The sequence below is a fragment of the Paraburkholderia strydomiana genome (assembly GCF_031456815.1).
In the GTDB taxonomy this organism is placed as follows: Bacteria; Pseudomonadota; Gammaproteobacteria; order Burkholderiales; family Burkholderiaceae; genus Paraburkholderia; species Paraburkholderia caledonica.
In genome coordinates, this window is sequence record NZ_JAVDVL010000020.1 from 16,525 (window position 1) to 30,136 (window position 13,612).

General features: G+C 62.1%; 12 protein-coding genes. 3 read left to right on the forward strand and 9 right to left on the reverse strand.

The genetic code is table 11. The features are described from left to right. Nucleotides 1-48: 48 nt before the first annotated feature. Nucleotides 49-2,292 carry a two-partner secretion domain-containing protein gene (locus tag J2W46_RS31985; protein ID WP_310359551.1) on the reverse strand — a complete coding sequence of 748 codons (2,244 nt, stop codon included), beginning with the start codon at nucleotides 2,290-2,292 and terminating at the stop codon, nucleotides 49-51. A 465-nt stretch (nucleotides 2,293-2,757) separates the two neighbouring features. Between J2W46_RS31985 and J2W46_RS31990 the strand changes: the two genes are divergently transcribed. Continuing rightward, nucleotides 2,758-3,402, forward strand: a complete 645-nt coding sequence (locus J2W46_RS31990; protein WP_310359554.1) for a hypothetical protein — start codon at nucleotides 2,758-2,760, stop codon at nucleotides 3,400-3,402. A 76-nt stretch (nucleotides 3,403-3,478) separates the two neighbouring features. On the opposite strand, the gene J2W46_RS31995 is transcribed toward J2W46_RS31990, so the two are convergent. The 3 genes from J2W46_RS31995 to J2W46_RS32005 all read right to left on the reverse strand — a co-directional run bounded on the left by J2W46_RS31995 (nucleotide 3,479) and on the right by J2W46_RS32005 (nucleotide 4,997). Then, the gene (locus tag J2W46_RS31995; RefSeq protein ID WP_310359557.1) at nucleotides 3,479-3,745 is read right to left on the reverse strand and encodes a hypothetical protein; all 267 of its coding nucleotides are present in this window, start codon (nucleotides 3,743-3,745) and stop codon (nucleotides 3,479-3,481) included. Between the two features lie 404 nt (nucleotides 3,746-4,149). Further along, on the reverse strand, nucleotides 4,150-4,458 hold the full coding sequence (locus J2W46_RS32000; protein ID WP_310359559.1) for a 4-fold beta flower protein: 309 nt from the start codon (nucleotides 4,456-4,458) through the stop codon (nucleotides 4,150-4,152). 23 nt (nucleotides 4,459-4,481) lie between these two features. After that, a complete protein-coding gene (locus J2W46_RS32005; RefSeq protein ID WP_310359562.1) occupies nucleotides 4,482-4,997 on the reverse strand; it encodes a hypothetical protein in 516 nt (171 codons plus the stop codon). Nucleotides 4,998-5,511: 514 nt separating this feature from the next. Between J2W46_RS32005 and J2W46_RS32010 the strand changes: the two genes are divergently transcribed. Both J2W46_RS32010 and J2W46_RS32015 read left to right on the forward strand, forming a co-directional pair. Then, complete coding sequence (locus J2W46_RS32010; RefSeq protein ID WP_310359565.1) at nucleotides 5,512-6,012, forward strand: hypothetical protein; 501 nt, start codon at nucleotides 5,512-5,514, stop codon at nucleotides 6,010-6,012. Between the two features lie 112 nt (nucleotides 6,013-6,124). Beyond that, complete coding sequence (locus J2W46_RS32015; RefSeq protein WP_310359567.1) at nucleotides 6,125-6,472, forward strand: hypothetical protein; 348 nt, start codon at nucleotides 6,125-6,127, stop codon at nucleotides 6,470-6,472. A gap of 237 nt (nucleotides 6,473-6,709) precedes the next feature. Here the strand turns inward: J2W46_RS32015 and J2W46_RS32020 are convergent, their stop codons facing one another. From J2W46_RS32020 to imuA, 5 genes are all read right to left on the reverse strand, one after another. Further along, entirely contained in the window at nucleotides 6,710-6,853 is a 144-nt protein-coding gene (locus J2W46_RS32020) for a hypothetical protein (protein WP_310359569.1), read from the reverse strand. A 187-nt stretch (nucleotides 6,854-7,040) separates the two neighbouring features. Next, the gene (locus tag J2W46_RS32025; RefSeq protein WP_310359571.1) at nucleotides 7,041-7,340 is read right to left on the reverse strand and encodes a DUF2471 family protein; all 300 of its coding nucleotides are present in this window, start codon (nucleotides 7,338-7,340) and stop codon (nucleotides 7,041-7,043) included. A gap of 19 nt (nucleotides 7,341-7,359) precedes the next feature. Next, a complete protein-coding gene (locus J2W46_RS32030; protein WP_310359573.1) occupies nucleotides 7,360-10,503 on the reverse strand; it encodes an error-prone DNA polymerase in 3,144 nt (1,047 codons plus the stop codon). A 3-nt stretch (nucleotides 10,504-10,506) separates the two neighbouring features. Continuing rightward, nucleotides 10,507-11,985, reverse strand: coding sequence for a Y-family DNA polymerase (locus J2W46_RS32035; RefSeq protein WP_310359576.1), 1,479 nt, complete (start codon nucleotides 11,983-11,985; stop codon nucleotides 10,507-10,509). Beyond that, nucleotides 11,915-12,610 carry a translesion DNA synthesis-associated protein ImuA gene (gene imuA, locus J2W46_RS32040; RefSeq protein WP_310359723.1) on the reverse strand — a complete coding sequence of 232 codons (696 nt, stop codon included), beginning with the start codon at nucleotides 12,608-12,610 and terminating at the stop codon, nucleotides 11,915-11,917. Before imuA ends, J2W46_RS32035 begins: the two co-directional genes overlap by 71 nt. Nucleotides 12,611-13,612: the final 1,002 nt, after the last annotated feature.

Below are 13,612 nucleotides of genomic sequence, written 5' to 3' on the forward strand. Positions count from 1 at the left end.
CAGTGAGTGTTTCGCGTACCGATCCAATCCCACAGCAACGTGTCCCGCTCAATGCTCAACCTGCCAGCGCAGTACCGGATGCGTGGCGCCAGCCGGCATCGCCCACGCGCCATCGCTGCCGAAGTTCCAGCCCACGAAGCTCTTGGGGTCACTCATCTGCGCAGTGGTTAGTCCGTTCAAAGCGGGCAGATTGCCACCGCTTTCCGCCTGTCCTGTCGTTTCCTTATTCCAGTACACGTCGGGGCTGAGTCCAGTGCAATACACGCAGACCCCACCGTGGCTCTGGGATCCGAAGACGCTGCCTGTTGCGAACGACTCGGAGACGGTCCCGGTGTTGTGATAGATGAGTCCTCCCGACGAGCCGCGCGACGCAACCGAGTACACCGTGCCGGTCGCGTACGACTGCAATATCGTTCCCTGATTGTCATAGACCAGACCGCCACCTCCGCTGCCGTGATAGACCGTGGCACTGCTGCCGGAACGCCCGATCGTTCCATAATTGGTGCCGACGAGGCCGCCCATCGATGTGGTCGAGAAATTAGACTTCGGTCCGATGAAGCCCGACGTAAACGTATTCATGATCTTGCCGTGATTGCTCATGGCAAGAATGCCGGCGAACAGTCCGGACGGTAGCGAATATCCCGCCGACGCAGTGAGGAGACTGACGTCGCGCACTACGGCGTTTGCGGCAATATCACTGATGAACGAGATGTCAGGTTTCAGATACGACACGCTATGCCACATGCCGTCGAACTGTCCGGTGAACGAGGTTTTGCTCGCGAAGCCGAGCGTCTTGAACGCGTAACCCGTCGCGTCGATGTCGTGGCCGAGCGCGTAGTTGCCGCTCATATCGCTCTCGATGTTCTGCAGATCCTGCACCGTATTGACCAGCTTGTAGTCTGTGATCTGCGTAACCAGTCCACTGTAGTCGGGCGCCACCCACGCACTGTTCGCGAGCAGGGCGCCGGGCGAATAACTGCCGTTCATGTCGTAAAGCGCGCTGACCGTGCCGGTGCTCTGCGACCAGTCGATCGTGCCATTGTTCGTGATGCTGCCGCCGTTGTTCACGCTCGCTGCGTCCGCGCGCAGTGTCAGCGCGCCGGTGCCCTGGTTGCTCAACGTGACGCCCGGACTGACCGTCAGGCTATGCGCTGCGTTCAGCGCGAGCGATGCGCCACCGGTCCACTGAATGCTCTGATCCGCAACGAGGTCGCCGCTCTGGCCGCTGGCGCCGGTGGTCGTCATCGAAATGGATGTGCCGTCGTTGAGGCTGCGCGTGAAAGAACGCGACGCGCCGTTGTCGAACGTGTAGGTGGGCAGCCTGACGTTCCACTGGCCCGCGACGACCTTCGCGAAGTCGCCCCAGAACGTGAAGAGACCCGTGTCCATATCGACGGTGCCGCCTTTGCCGTCGGCGTTTTTCGCGGCGATGTTGCCTGCGAGAATCACCTGTCCTTTCGGACCCGCGACGAGCCACACGTGGCCGTCGCGCACCGCGGTGCCGGTCGCGCGTAGCACGTCGGCGTTGCCGGCCAACGCATAGATGTTGCCGTCGACGGCCTGCAGATTCACCTGTGCCGCTTCGATCGCGCCCGTGTTGACGATCGCGCCACCGCTCGCGGTCTGCACGAACATCTGCTGGGAGCTGGACGAGTCCTGCAACAGCACCTTGTTGCCCACCGCGATCTCGGCGGTGCCGTTCGGCGCGCTGATGTTGCCGTAGTTGTCGACTTCACTCGCGGCGATCAGCAGTACGTCGCCGTTCGTCGAGCCGATGTTGCCGAGATTCACCACGCGTTGCGTCGACTGGCCGGAAAACGTGAGCGGGCCGCCGGCCATGAACGACGCGTTGTCGGTGTCGAGTGTGGAGGCAACGAAGCGACCGCCCGTCGTGACCACGCCTTGCGGTCCGACCACTATGCCTTGCGGATTGATCAGGTAGACGCTGCCGGTTGCGTTCAGCTTGCCGAGGATCATCGAGGGCGTGCCGCCTGTCACGCGATTGAGCGTCGCGCCGTTGCCGTTGTCGATGTTGACGGTGTTGTTCCGGCCAATCGAAAAGCGGTTCCAGTCGATCACTCCGCGCGTTGAGCCCGGCTGGGTGACAGTGAGCGTATCGCCGGACGTGGCAATGGAGCCGTTGCCGCTCACATAGGCGCCGCCTTGCGGCAGGATGCCAGCTGCGACCACCGGCGCGGCGCACGAAAGACCGAGAAGGGAGACGATGACGGACACAGCAGGTAGCCTGCGCGCATAGTGCGGCGCGCGCAGTGACAATGTATTGAGCGACATCGTTTCCTCTCCTGTAAAAGGATTGGGATGCCACTCGGCACAGCAGGGTGTTTCCGGTGTGGCCTTCAAAGCATAGACATAAGTGGACCACTTAACTAACAAAAAACCTTCAGCGTTTCGCGACGGCATTCACTTCTTTCGCGCCGTCGCGAAAAACGTTAGGGTCGGGCGATGCGCAGTGCATGGCACTGCCTAGCCCCAGCCTGTCGTGACGTCGGGCGCTGATCGGCCGGCCAACCGGAGACGTTCAGTCTGATGCGACACATGGCCGCTTTGGCGGGCAGTCACTCGATCGAGCGTATAGTGCGCTCACTTGAACGCCCCTATCGCTCTCACTACCACAAAGGAAGCCTTGCATGAGCGATAGGGTCGTGAGTACATTCAATCGCACGTGAGAGGAAGTGGCGCTGATTTTAGGTCACCAGGGGTGGGCGTTAGCGAGACAACTTCGCTGCAGAGAGACCAATGAAGAAAGGAAAGACAAAACTTACCCGCCATGATGCAGAGCGCCTTTTCGAGGGTCTGCCCGACGGCCAGGCCAAAGTGTCGAGCCGGCCCGAAAACCCGTTCGAAGCAGGGGTGTTCGACGTGGTCAAGCGCGTCGACGACGAAACGAAACTCTGGAAAGACAACCTCATTACTCTTCCGATGTCGATCGTGTTGCCGGCCGGCTACGAGTCGGTCTCTCGCATGCGCGAGGCGATGGCGCGGGCATGGCGCGTGAAGTGGGTCAGGGAGGGTAATAACGAGGTTGTCGCGGAGTTTCCAGAAGGATGGACCGCCGTTCGCCCAGAAAGCGGCCCCATAGAGTTGCGAGATCCGTCCGGCGTGGTCCGCGCCTTATACGGGTGGGCCAAGGATGCTGAACTGAGGATTCTGCCACGGTATTTTGTTGAGTCACAGGCGAACAGTACAAGCGGACTAGGCAGCTTGCTTGTCCGTGATCGCGGGAACGGGCAAATTCTTGAGAGGTCGTCGACCTGGTCTGCCAGAACTGGTACTAGCCATCCGGACTGGACCAGACTGTCAGCGTGGCTGAGCTTACGCTATCCACAACACGACGACCCGCTGAGATACTGGGAAGATTGCGAAAAAAACATCCAGGACTGAGCCGTACATGTACTCCGTCAGGTTAGCGATGCTGATTTCCTTCGGTGCGATGGTCGCCCTGGCTGTCCTGCCGTTGTTACTGCTTGACCTCGCCCGTTCGGCCCGGCCCGGACGCTCCCTGCGGCGACAGCGCGTTCGCGCGTTTATCCATCAGCGTCCCTGGTTTGTTGCCGGGCCCGCCCAGCGCCGCGGGCTCCTCGACGGTGCGCCCGGCCTGTCCGGGCTGCGCCTGGGTGCCGCTTTGCGTGCCGCTGGTCGCCGGCGCGTTACCGCTTTGTTGCGCATAGACCGTGCTGCTCACGCACAGCACTAACGCGACACCTGCCACTTTAAACGTATTCATGACTGTCTCCGGATTTCACGGCGCTTGCCGTTTCAAAGGAATCGAGCATGGAGTGTGCCGCAACCCGATTTGCACAGGCACGCCGAACTTGGCAGCGGCGACAAATAGCAGGCTCGCGCCCTCCGCTGTCCATGCGAATCGATTACGGCCCTCCCGGCAACCCGACGGAACAACTGTAGGTGGTCTATAACGGCTAGGGGCGCGCCGGGGAGGTCATCATGTGGATATGCAGCGATTGCCGGATGCTGGTGATCTTGGAGATAGCGGAGCCCGAGATGGGCGATGCAGGGCTTTGCTTTGTATGTCCGGTCTGCCGCTGCCGCAACCCGTTGACCGTGCTGCCGCGTAAGAGCCCTGACGACCCATTGGAACTGGAGCAGGTCCGCGACCCGGCATGAGCTCCGTCAGCCACCGATGTTTTCCGGGGCCGGGAAGTCCTCGAAGCCGTCGTCCATTGGGTAAGCGCTGTAGTCGTACCGCGTGGTGGTGATGGGGCGCGACGCTCGTGGCACAAAGCCGTCGCGCACAAGCCCGATTTTCTTTTGCGAAGTAACGAGGCGGCTGGTGCCCATCATTTCGCCAAGGTACCTGCCGTTCCTGTCAAACACTTCATTGCCGACGAAGCGGCCAACATGGCGGCCGTCATGAGTCCATAAATCGTCACCATCCCGATATCCGAGACTCCTTCCACCGCACGTCCACAGCCTGTCCACGCTGCCATCCCCGATCGATTAACTCAGTTCAAGGGTTTGTCCGTTATTGGACTTTCGAGCCACTCAAGTAGCGACGGGCGATAAGAAAAGGCGGGATGCGCCAGCCACTGTGCGATCGCTGTCCGAGCGGCGGGCAGAAGGTCCTCAAGCTCAACCGGAAGTCCGAGGCCATCTGGCTCGTCATCGGACAGGCTTGCGCCTTGGAGTTTTCCCGCGTCCCAATACAGCACCGCGGCGCGCGAGATGTCGGCGGTCGTGCCGGGCGGGGGGTCGCGAAGCAGCATGCCGATATCTGCGCATGCGTTCTGGAGTTCGAGGTCCAGTCCAGCACTCTTGTACTCGCGACGGCTCAGGCCTGCCGTCACATACGCCAGCCTCACGAACGCAAACGCACGCGAGCCAAGCTCCGCCTCATTGCAGCCTGTTGTGGCGCAGAAATGCTCGAAATCGTCGAGCGGCGTGTGGCCGAGATCATTCTTAGGAAGGGCGTGCCTGCCGATGACAAGCTGCAGGAGTTCGTCGGGATTTCCGTAGCACATGACCTTTCTCCGTTAGCGACAATGAACGCTCAGCAAGGGGGGTTCCAGCCCGCTTGTCGCGTTCCTAACCGGACACTCCAGTCGGGGGATTTACGATAGGGATTTGCGACCGTGTGGCCTGGGCCGACGTGGGTCCAACGGGTAGACGTCGGACGAGCCACTAGGCAGAAGGTTAGGGGCGTGGTGCAATGCGAGTGGGACTGGCGTACCGCCGGCGCCCGGGGTTTGAATGTGAACTTCCGCACTGCACTCGTGGGAGGGCTGCGCCGTAACGGTGGGCTTGCAACTTAGCGCGGACGCCCGACGCGCGGCGAGCCGGGCGGCGTCCGCATCGCGCCGAGCTTGATCAATGTTGAGCCGCGCCCGGCGCGATCGCCTCGGACGGCCTGTCTTCGGCGGCTGATCAAGAGCCTTACCCGTTCCGGACTGGCGATGCGTAGCTCGGTTACCTTAATTGGATTAGCTGTCAGCACCGATCTTCAAGTACTGCAATCGCAGGATGGCCATTTTCGCGATGAACTTGCAACTCTTTTCCCGGACACAAATTTTGGTGAAAAATCGATGGATTGGCGTGGTCTTCGCGCTCTGCAGCGTTAATGCCTGGGCGCAATTTGACGGCGGGAACATAAATGATATTGTGACCGTCTCGGGCCCTTTGCAAATCGTCAAGCTTGCGCGCGCTACGCCGGACGGCGCGAACTTCAGAGCGACTTTGAACGGTGCCCCGTTCGACCAGCTTTACGGTCTCCGCTTCATTTACTACACCGATTCGCCTGCGGAAGGCAAGCCCGCCTCGCGCGTCGTCGTTGAAGACTTTATGAATGGCTTTTCAGACGCGCCGTCGGTCACCCTATACGACTTCCAAAAGAAACCAGCTACCGCGTTGCCCATCAGTGACAGGCTCGATGTCGACGATGTTCGGTGGACCAAAAATTCCGTTGAGCTGAGTGCAAACGGCCAGTGGTTTGCATTCTCAGGCCACAAGTTGATCCGGATTCGCCCTATAGACAAATGACAATGACGCCCGAAGATTTTCGATTCTCGTTTTCTCCGCATGGAGGCCGTATCAGATACGGCCTCCAGCCGATATCAGGGCGCTAATGAGTGGATCCAAAAGACGACCGTACATGAAAATAGCGATCAAGCACATGGCGCGCGCCGTCGGGGCCTGCCTCTTGTTTCTTACAGCTGCGTGGCTTTTCATATCGACCGATATACCTCGCGCGCCAAGTGTGCCGCCCGGGAGCCGTGAGTGGATCGCCTACGTTAGTGACCATTATTTCGACATTTCGGACGGGGAAGGACACGGCCCCGATCCGGGGAGCGAGGAATGGCTGCACAGCGTGGAGAGGCAAGCGAAACTTCAAGACCACAACGATCTTCCATTTATGGAAGGCTGCAAGATGGTCCAACAGCAGCTCGTGCGCCATGTTTTTATCCTCAACCGGCCGCTGGGCTGGATTTTCATGCTTTGAAAGAGACCGATGGAATGGGGTAAGCCGCCGCGAGGCAAAGACTGGAGCCTTTCAGTCTCACGCTCGTCGGCAGGACACTCTCCGCTGGTACGCGACTCGCCGCGCGGGAGAGTGCCGTTTAGCCAGTCATTCAGCGTGGTGGGCCGTGTTTTCGGGCGCGAGACTGCAGCCAATTTCGGGCAGCTTGGGCTCGTCTCCGCGAACAAGCTGTCTCTCGCCCTGACGTGGAACTGGAACTTAGCGCGGACGCCACACGCGCGGCGAGACGAGCGGCGTCACCCGCCACAATTCGCCATCCTGACTAGCCGTCGCGTACGGCGTCCGCATCGCGCCGAGCTTGACCAGTGTTGAGCCGCCCGTGCTCGTTTTCTGGAAGCCCATCCGCGCTAGCGCCTCCCGGCAAAACCGGCGGCGAAGGGTGGCGTAAATCCTGGGTTGTCTGCGATGCATCATTGCCGCCTCTCAGTCTGTGCGTGTTGGTGTATCTCTTGTAACGCAGGCAAACCTCGTGTCAAGGATAGGGCTCTGCGCGGCAGACGGTACCGCAGGCGCACGCTTGGACTCGCCATTAGTGGACCTGCCGCCAGGCCCGCTCCAGCGCGCCAAAGATAATCGGCACAAAATCGTGCCCCTCAAACGACGCGGGCCGGTCGTCGTTCGGATACTCCAGCACAGCAGGCGCACAGATCATCTGCAGCAACCGGTCGCTGAACTTTCCGCCAGCCGTTACCTCGGCCAGCACCTCCTCTTCCATCTGATGAAGCAGCTTCCAGGTGAGGACGCCTTTCGAGCGATGACGCTCGACAACGCGCGGTATGACTTCCTCAGCGGCCGCCTGTGCATCGAACAGAACGTTGTAGTTCGCCATCGTTGCTTTCCTCCGTTTTTCAGTGAAAATTCCGGCTCGCGGTCGGCAGTTCGCCCAGCAGATGCGACATGTCGACGAGCCGTTGCGCGACAAGGTGGGTCACGTCGCCCTCGCGTTGCCACACGCCATACACAGCGAGCAGAGACGCGCCGAGCGCCTCGCGACGTTGCCGCTCGAGCACCGACTGCCAGACGATGACATTGACCGACCCGGTCTCGTCCTCCAGCGTCATGAACATCACGCCGTTCGCGGTGCCGGGGCGCTGCCGCACGGTCACAATCCCGCATCCGCGCGCGAGCTGTCCATTGCGATAACGCATCAGCGCTTCGGCAGGCATCAGCCGCATGGACAGCAGCTTTTCGCGTAGCAACGCAATCGGGTGACGGCCGAGCGTGAGGCCGGTCGAGCGGTAGTCCGCGATCAGGTCCTGTCCTTCGGTTGGCGCCGTCAGTTCCGGTGCTTCTTCCTCGCGTGTCGTTGCGCGTAATAGATCCTTGTCAGGCACCGCGGCCACTGCCGCCCACAGAGCCTGCCGGCGGTCACCGGAGAGCGGCTTCAGCGCGTTCGCGGCCGCCAGCACCTGCAGGTCGTGGCGGTCGAGCTGTGCGCGGTTGGCAAGATCGGCGACGTCGCGAAACGGCCTGACCGCGCGTGCCGCCTCACAATGCGCCGGGCCGTTTCCTCGCGCATGCCGCGAACGACGGACATGCCGAGCCGCACGGGCGCCATACTGCCATCGCCCTCCATAGCCGCAGCCGCTGATGGTCACATCGACCGGCAGCACGCCAACGCCGTGGCGCTTCGCGTCCTGCACAAGCTGTGAAGGCGAGTAGAAGCCCATCGGCTGGCTGTTGAGCATTGCGCAAAGGAACGCCGCAGGTTCGTGACGCTTGAGCCAGCAGCTTGCGTAGACGAGAAGGGCGAAGCTTGCCGCGTGACTTTCAGGGAAGCCGTACTCGCCGAAGCCCTGAATCTGGGCAAAGATGGACTCGGCGAATTCGCGGTCGTAGCCGCGCTGAAGCATGCCTTCGACTATCCGGTCGTGGTAGTGTTGCAGGCCGCCCTTGCGCTTCCATGCCGCCATTGCGCGGCGCAGCTGATCGGCTTCGCCGGCGCTGAAACCCGCCGCGAGCATCGCGACCTGCATGACCTGCTCCTGAAAGATCGGCACGCCGAGAGTGCGTTTCAGCGCCTGCTCGACGTCGGGGCTCGGGTACGAGACGGGTTCAATGCCCTGCCTACGCCGCAGATACGGATGAACCATGCCGCCCTGGACAGGTCCTGGTCTGACGATAGCGACCTCGATCACGAGATCGTAGAACTCGCGCGGCTTCAGGCGCGGCAGCATGCTCATCTGCGCGCGCGACTCAATCTGGAACACACCGACCGTATCAGCCGCGCAGATCATGTCGTAAGTCGCTTCGTCCTCGGGCGGGATGTCCTGCATTTCGAACGGCTCGCCGCGCTGCTGCGATACGAGCTCGAGCGCGCGGCGGATCGCCGACAGCATGCCAAGTGCGAGCACGTCGATCTTCAGCAGGCCGAGCGCTTCCAGATCGTCCTTGTCCCACTGGATCACGGTGCGATCTGGCATCGACGCGTTCTCGACCGGCACGAGACGGGACAACTTGCCGCGCGCGATCACGAACCCGCCCGTGTGCTGCGACAGATGACGCGGAAAGCCGAGCAGCTGCGCGGCAAGCGTTGCCCACTGCTGGATCATCGGCGTTTCGGGGTCGAGGCCGCTGTCCACGAATCGCCGTATCAAATCCGCGCTCGAATCGAACCAGTGATGTTCCTTCGCGACGCGGTCAACGATGACGGGGTCGATGCCCAGCGCCTTGCCTGAATCGCGGATCGCGGAGCGGGGCCGGTAGGTCGTCACCGCGGCCGCGAGCGCCGCACGGGTGCGGGAGTACTTCCGGTAGATGTACTGGATGACCTCTTCGCGGCGCTGGTGCTCGAAGTCCACGTCGATGTCCGGTGGTTCGCCCCGCTCCTTTGAGATGAACCGCTCGAACAGCATGCTGCTGCGGGCAGGGTCGACCTCGGTGACGCCAAGGCAATAGCACACGGCGGAATTGGCAGCGGATCCACGCCCCTGGCACAGGATGCCCTCGTTGCGCGCGAAGCGCACGATGTCATACACCGTCAGGAAATACGGCTCGTATTTCAGGTCCGAAATCAGCGCGAGTTCGTGTTCGATCTGCACTTGCACGCTGTGGGGAATGCCACGTGGATAGCGGCGCTGCGCCCCCAGGTAGGTTTCCCCGCGAAGGTAGGCGGTTGGCGTCGTGCCAGGCGGCACCAGTTCGTCCGGGTATTCATAGCGCAGTTCGTCCAGCACGAACGAGCACCGCGCGGCGATGTTCAGCGTCTGTGCGAGCGCCTCCGCTGGATAGACATTGGCAAGCCGCAAACGCGAGCGCAGATGCTGTTCGGCGTTGGGCGCGAGTTCAAAGCCGCATTCAGTGACCGGGCGGTTAAGCCGGATGGCTGTGAGCGTATCCTGCAGAGGCTTGCGCGATCGCACGTGGATGAGTACCTGACCTGTCGCGACGACATTCAGACCATGTCGATCGGCGACGTCGAGCACGACATTGCGGTGAATGTCATCCAGCGCCCGCGCGTGCAAGGTCAGGCCCATCCAGCAGCGATTTTCGCCAAACGTGCGTGCTGCCCATTCGGCCTGCGCGTCGAGGCGTGCTTCCTTCGCCGGGAATTCGGGCGTCAGGATGATCAGGCAGTCGGGCAGGGCGCGCAGGTGCGAATACGGCGGGTCCGGATGGTCGAGATCGTGCGGATAGAGCAGGTACGTGCCCTTGGCCGTGCGCGTGCGCGCGAGCGTAATCAGTTCGGACAGGTTGCCGTACCCGTCGCGATTCTGTGCGATCGCCGTGAAGGCAAGGGCAGGGGAGCCGTCCGAGTTGATCAGCCGGAAATGCGCGCCGACCAGCAGCTTGATGCCCGCCTCTTTCGCCGCGACGTGCGCGCGCACGATGCCAGCGAGCGAGCATTCGTCGGTGACAGCGATCGCCTCATAACCGAGTTGCGCCGCGCGCGCGGCCAGTTCCTCGGCATGTGACGCGCCGTGAAGGAACGTGAAGTTGGAGAAGCACTGCAACTCGGCGTAGCCGGGCAGGCCGAACGACGGATACGACATGGCTTATCCGAAGAGACCATGGAGATACCAGCGCGGCTCATCCTCGTCGACCGCGCCTATGCGTTCCCGGAAGATCCAGTAGCAGATGTGATCGTCGGCTTCCGCGACGAAGTAGTCACGTGTGACGGGCTCGCCCTGGAACCATCCCGCTTCAACGCGCTCGCCGGACGACACGGTGCGCAGGGGCGTGCCATAGAAGGGTCGTTCGCCCCGCATCAGGAGCTTCAGCGGCTGTTCCAGCAACCATGCCGGGCGCGGCGTATCGCTCGCCGGCGGCACGTACTTTGTTTTGTTGTCCGTCACGGACACCCAGCGTGCGGCGACTTCCGGCCGGTGGTCAGCAACCGGCGCCGGGCGCAGTACGTTTTCGGGCCCAAGGCGCGCAACCAGCAGTTCGAGCAGCCGAGCGTGATCGGACGCGGTACCGCCCGGCTCTGGAAAGAGCGAATCGGACGCCGCTTCCGCCTCCTTCACCTCCTGTACAACCAGTTGCAGGGCAATGACGGCCGCCGAGAGCTCCGCGCGCGCAAGCCGTTCCTTCAGCAGGCGCACAAGGTGATCCTCGCGCCACGTCGGCTCCGCGAGCGAGACTTCGATGGCGGTCGGCTCGATTGCATCGCGACCGCGCTCGTGCTCGAGCAGCAGAACGATGCGCGTCACGGCAAGCTGCTTCTGCGACAGCCAGCCTGTCAGTTGGACCACGAGCCGGCGCGCCGCGAACAGGCAGGCCTCGGCGTGCTCGATGCGATCCGGCAGTTCCACGCGCGCCTGAAAGGTCGGCGGCGTCTCAAACCATTCATACACTTCGGGTGCATCTCCATTGGCGCGGTCGAGCACATCCCGCAACGCTGTCCCGCAACGCTTCTTCAAACCTGCGCGCGGCAGTCGCATCAGTTGTCCAACCGTTTCGCAGCCAATGCCAGTAAGCCAGTCCATATGGCGACGCGCGGGTGGCGGCAGGCCCACCGGTAATCCGGCCAGCATGCGGTGGAGAGAATCGTGCGACAGCGCCACAGCGCCGCGAGCGCGCGCGAGCAGCCATGCCGCCTGTCCCGTTGGTGCAACGCTGACCGTCGCGGTCACGCCGATAGCATCCGCGACCCGGCGCGCCATGCGGCGCAACGAGCGGATGCCGCCAAAGAGCCGCAGGCTTGCTGACACGTCGACGAGCACAGTACTTTCCTCCGCAATGACCACTTGCGGCGAAAGATTCAACAGGCCTGTGGCGACCTCGCGCACCGTGTTGACCTCGGCCGCGCTGTCGCGCTCATGCATGACAGTAGCGGGGGCGAGGGTGAGTACGCCGCCGCGGCGCATGCCCATACAGATGCCTGCCTCGCGCGCCGGCGCGTCCATGGCGATGACGCGCTCTTTCTCGAGCACGGCAATACCGCTGGCTGGGTCCAAGGTTTCACGCGACCACTTCGGCCGGAACACTTCGAGGCACAGCGCCGGGAGATGGACGCCTAACCACAGTTGCATTGCGTTTTACGTTGAGAATCGGGGAGGGCGTCAGCGGGACGAAGAGGGGCTCATCGCGTGCGGGGCCGCGGCGTTTGATGAAGTGGATATCGACGCCGTCCTTCGCGGCCCGGATCGCAAGCCGAAGCGGCGCCGGCGAGGCGTCGCGCGTCGTCGCAAGCGGTCGCAACATGAAAAAGAGCGACTCGGACGCCTGTGCAGCCAGATGCAGTCGACGCAGCGATTCAGGCCGCACGTGGTTCTGCCAGAAAAGCAGAGCACCGCATGTGCCTGCGCGCAGAACCTGCTCCGCGGCCCACAGCGCGTCAGCCGTGCGGGGCGCCTTGACCGTCATGACATTCGAAGGATCGAGTCCCCACCAGGCGAGAGCCGTCGGTTGAAGGTCATGAGGCGGCTGCAGCATGACAACGGGCCTGGACGACAACTGCCAGAACGCAGGACGAAGCAGCCGTAATTCGCCGCAGCCTGTCTGCTGCACAAGCAGATCAGTCAGTGTGCCGCGTGGCCAGCCGCCGCCAGGCAATTCCCGCGCGAGGTTCTCGTCGCCGCAATCAACGACGCGCGACCGAGCGTGCGCCAGTTGATTGCCGCGCCACAGATTTATTCCCCCTGCCTCCGAATACATAGTTGAGTCGAGGACAGCATCGATGGAGTCCGCCCGTTCATCCGGGGCACGTATCTGCTGAGCGGCGCTGCGAGTGCGATTCAAGATTAAGCTCCAAAAAATACTGTATAAATATACAGTAATTCTGGCGCCAAGATTTCAATTGCGGGTGAGCCCGCCAAGATCCGTCACCATGCGGTGGGGCAACGGTCGGGAGTCAGTCCACAGGCTGGCAAGAGAATCTGGGGAGGTGGCAGTCCGGCGATTAGCCGCCGGTCAGGGTCGTCGTTCAGTCTGGCTGGTCGAGCTCTCGTTCGTTCTCGCTCAATGGCCGGTCTTGGGCAATCAAATTGCGCAGGACACTGCCTCGGCTTGGCCGGCCAGAAGCGGTCGGTCGAGGCCGCCATTCAATTTGCATAACCAAGGTCTCGTCCGCCGTCGCTCAATGGCCGATCGCCGGCGAGCAAATTGGCGGTTGCACTGCCTCGACACGGTCACAACCTGTCATTGGATGACGTGTCCTTGGTGGCGACGGCCGTGCGTCTCCTCGGGAGACTAGATCATCGTTTTCATCAATGGTGCGGAATGAACCGCGTAGTTCCGGCTTTCATAGAACGAAACAGCTTCTGGTCTCGCGTACCGGCGAAGTTCCGCGGCGGAGCCGACGCGGACCCCGGCTGTCCGAAACCGGTCGTCTAGGATGCGAATCGTTGCGCCTCGCTAATGAGAGCGGGGACGTGAGTTGACACATTTATTGCCGCAACGTTGACACATTTAATACGGTCTACGTCTGCGGTTCCTGATGTCGACATATGCAGACGCTGGTAACTATGATCGCCGTCTACGACGGCGACGCTCTGGATCTTCTCGAAGCCCACGGGTTCGATCCGCATGTCGCTGGAGCTGCACTTCTCGCACGGGACATCGCGGCTCTCGTCGCACCAGCAATCCGGCCGCTAATTACGGAGGCGTTGGCACCGGGCGAAGCCTACCCGCTGTTTGTTTGGAGAGGAAGTCGAGGCG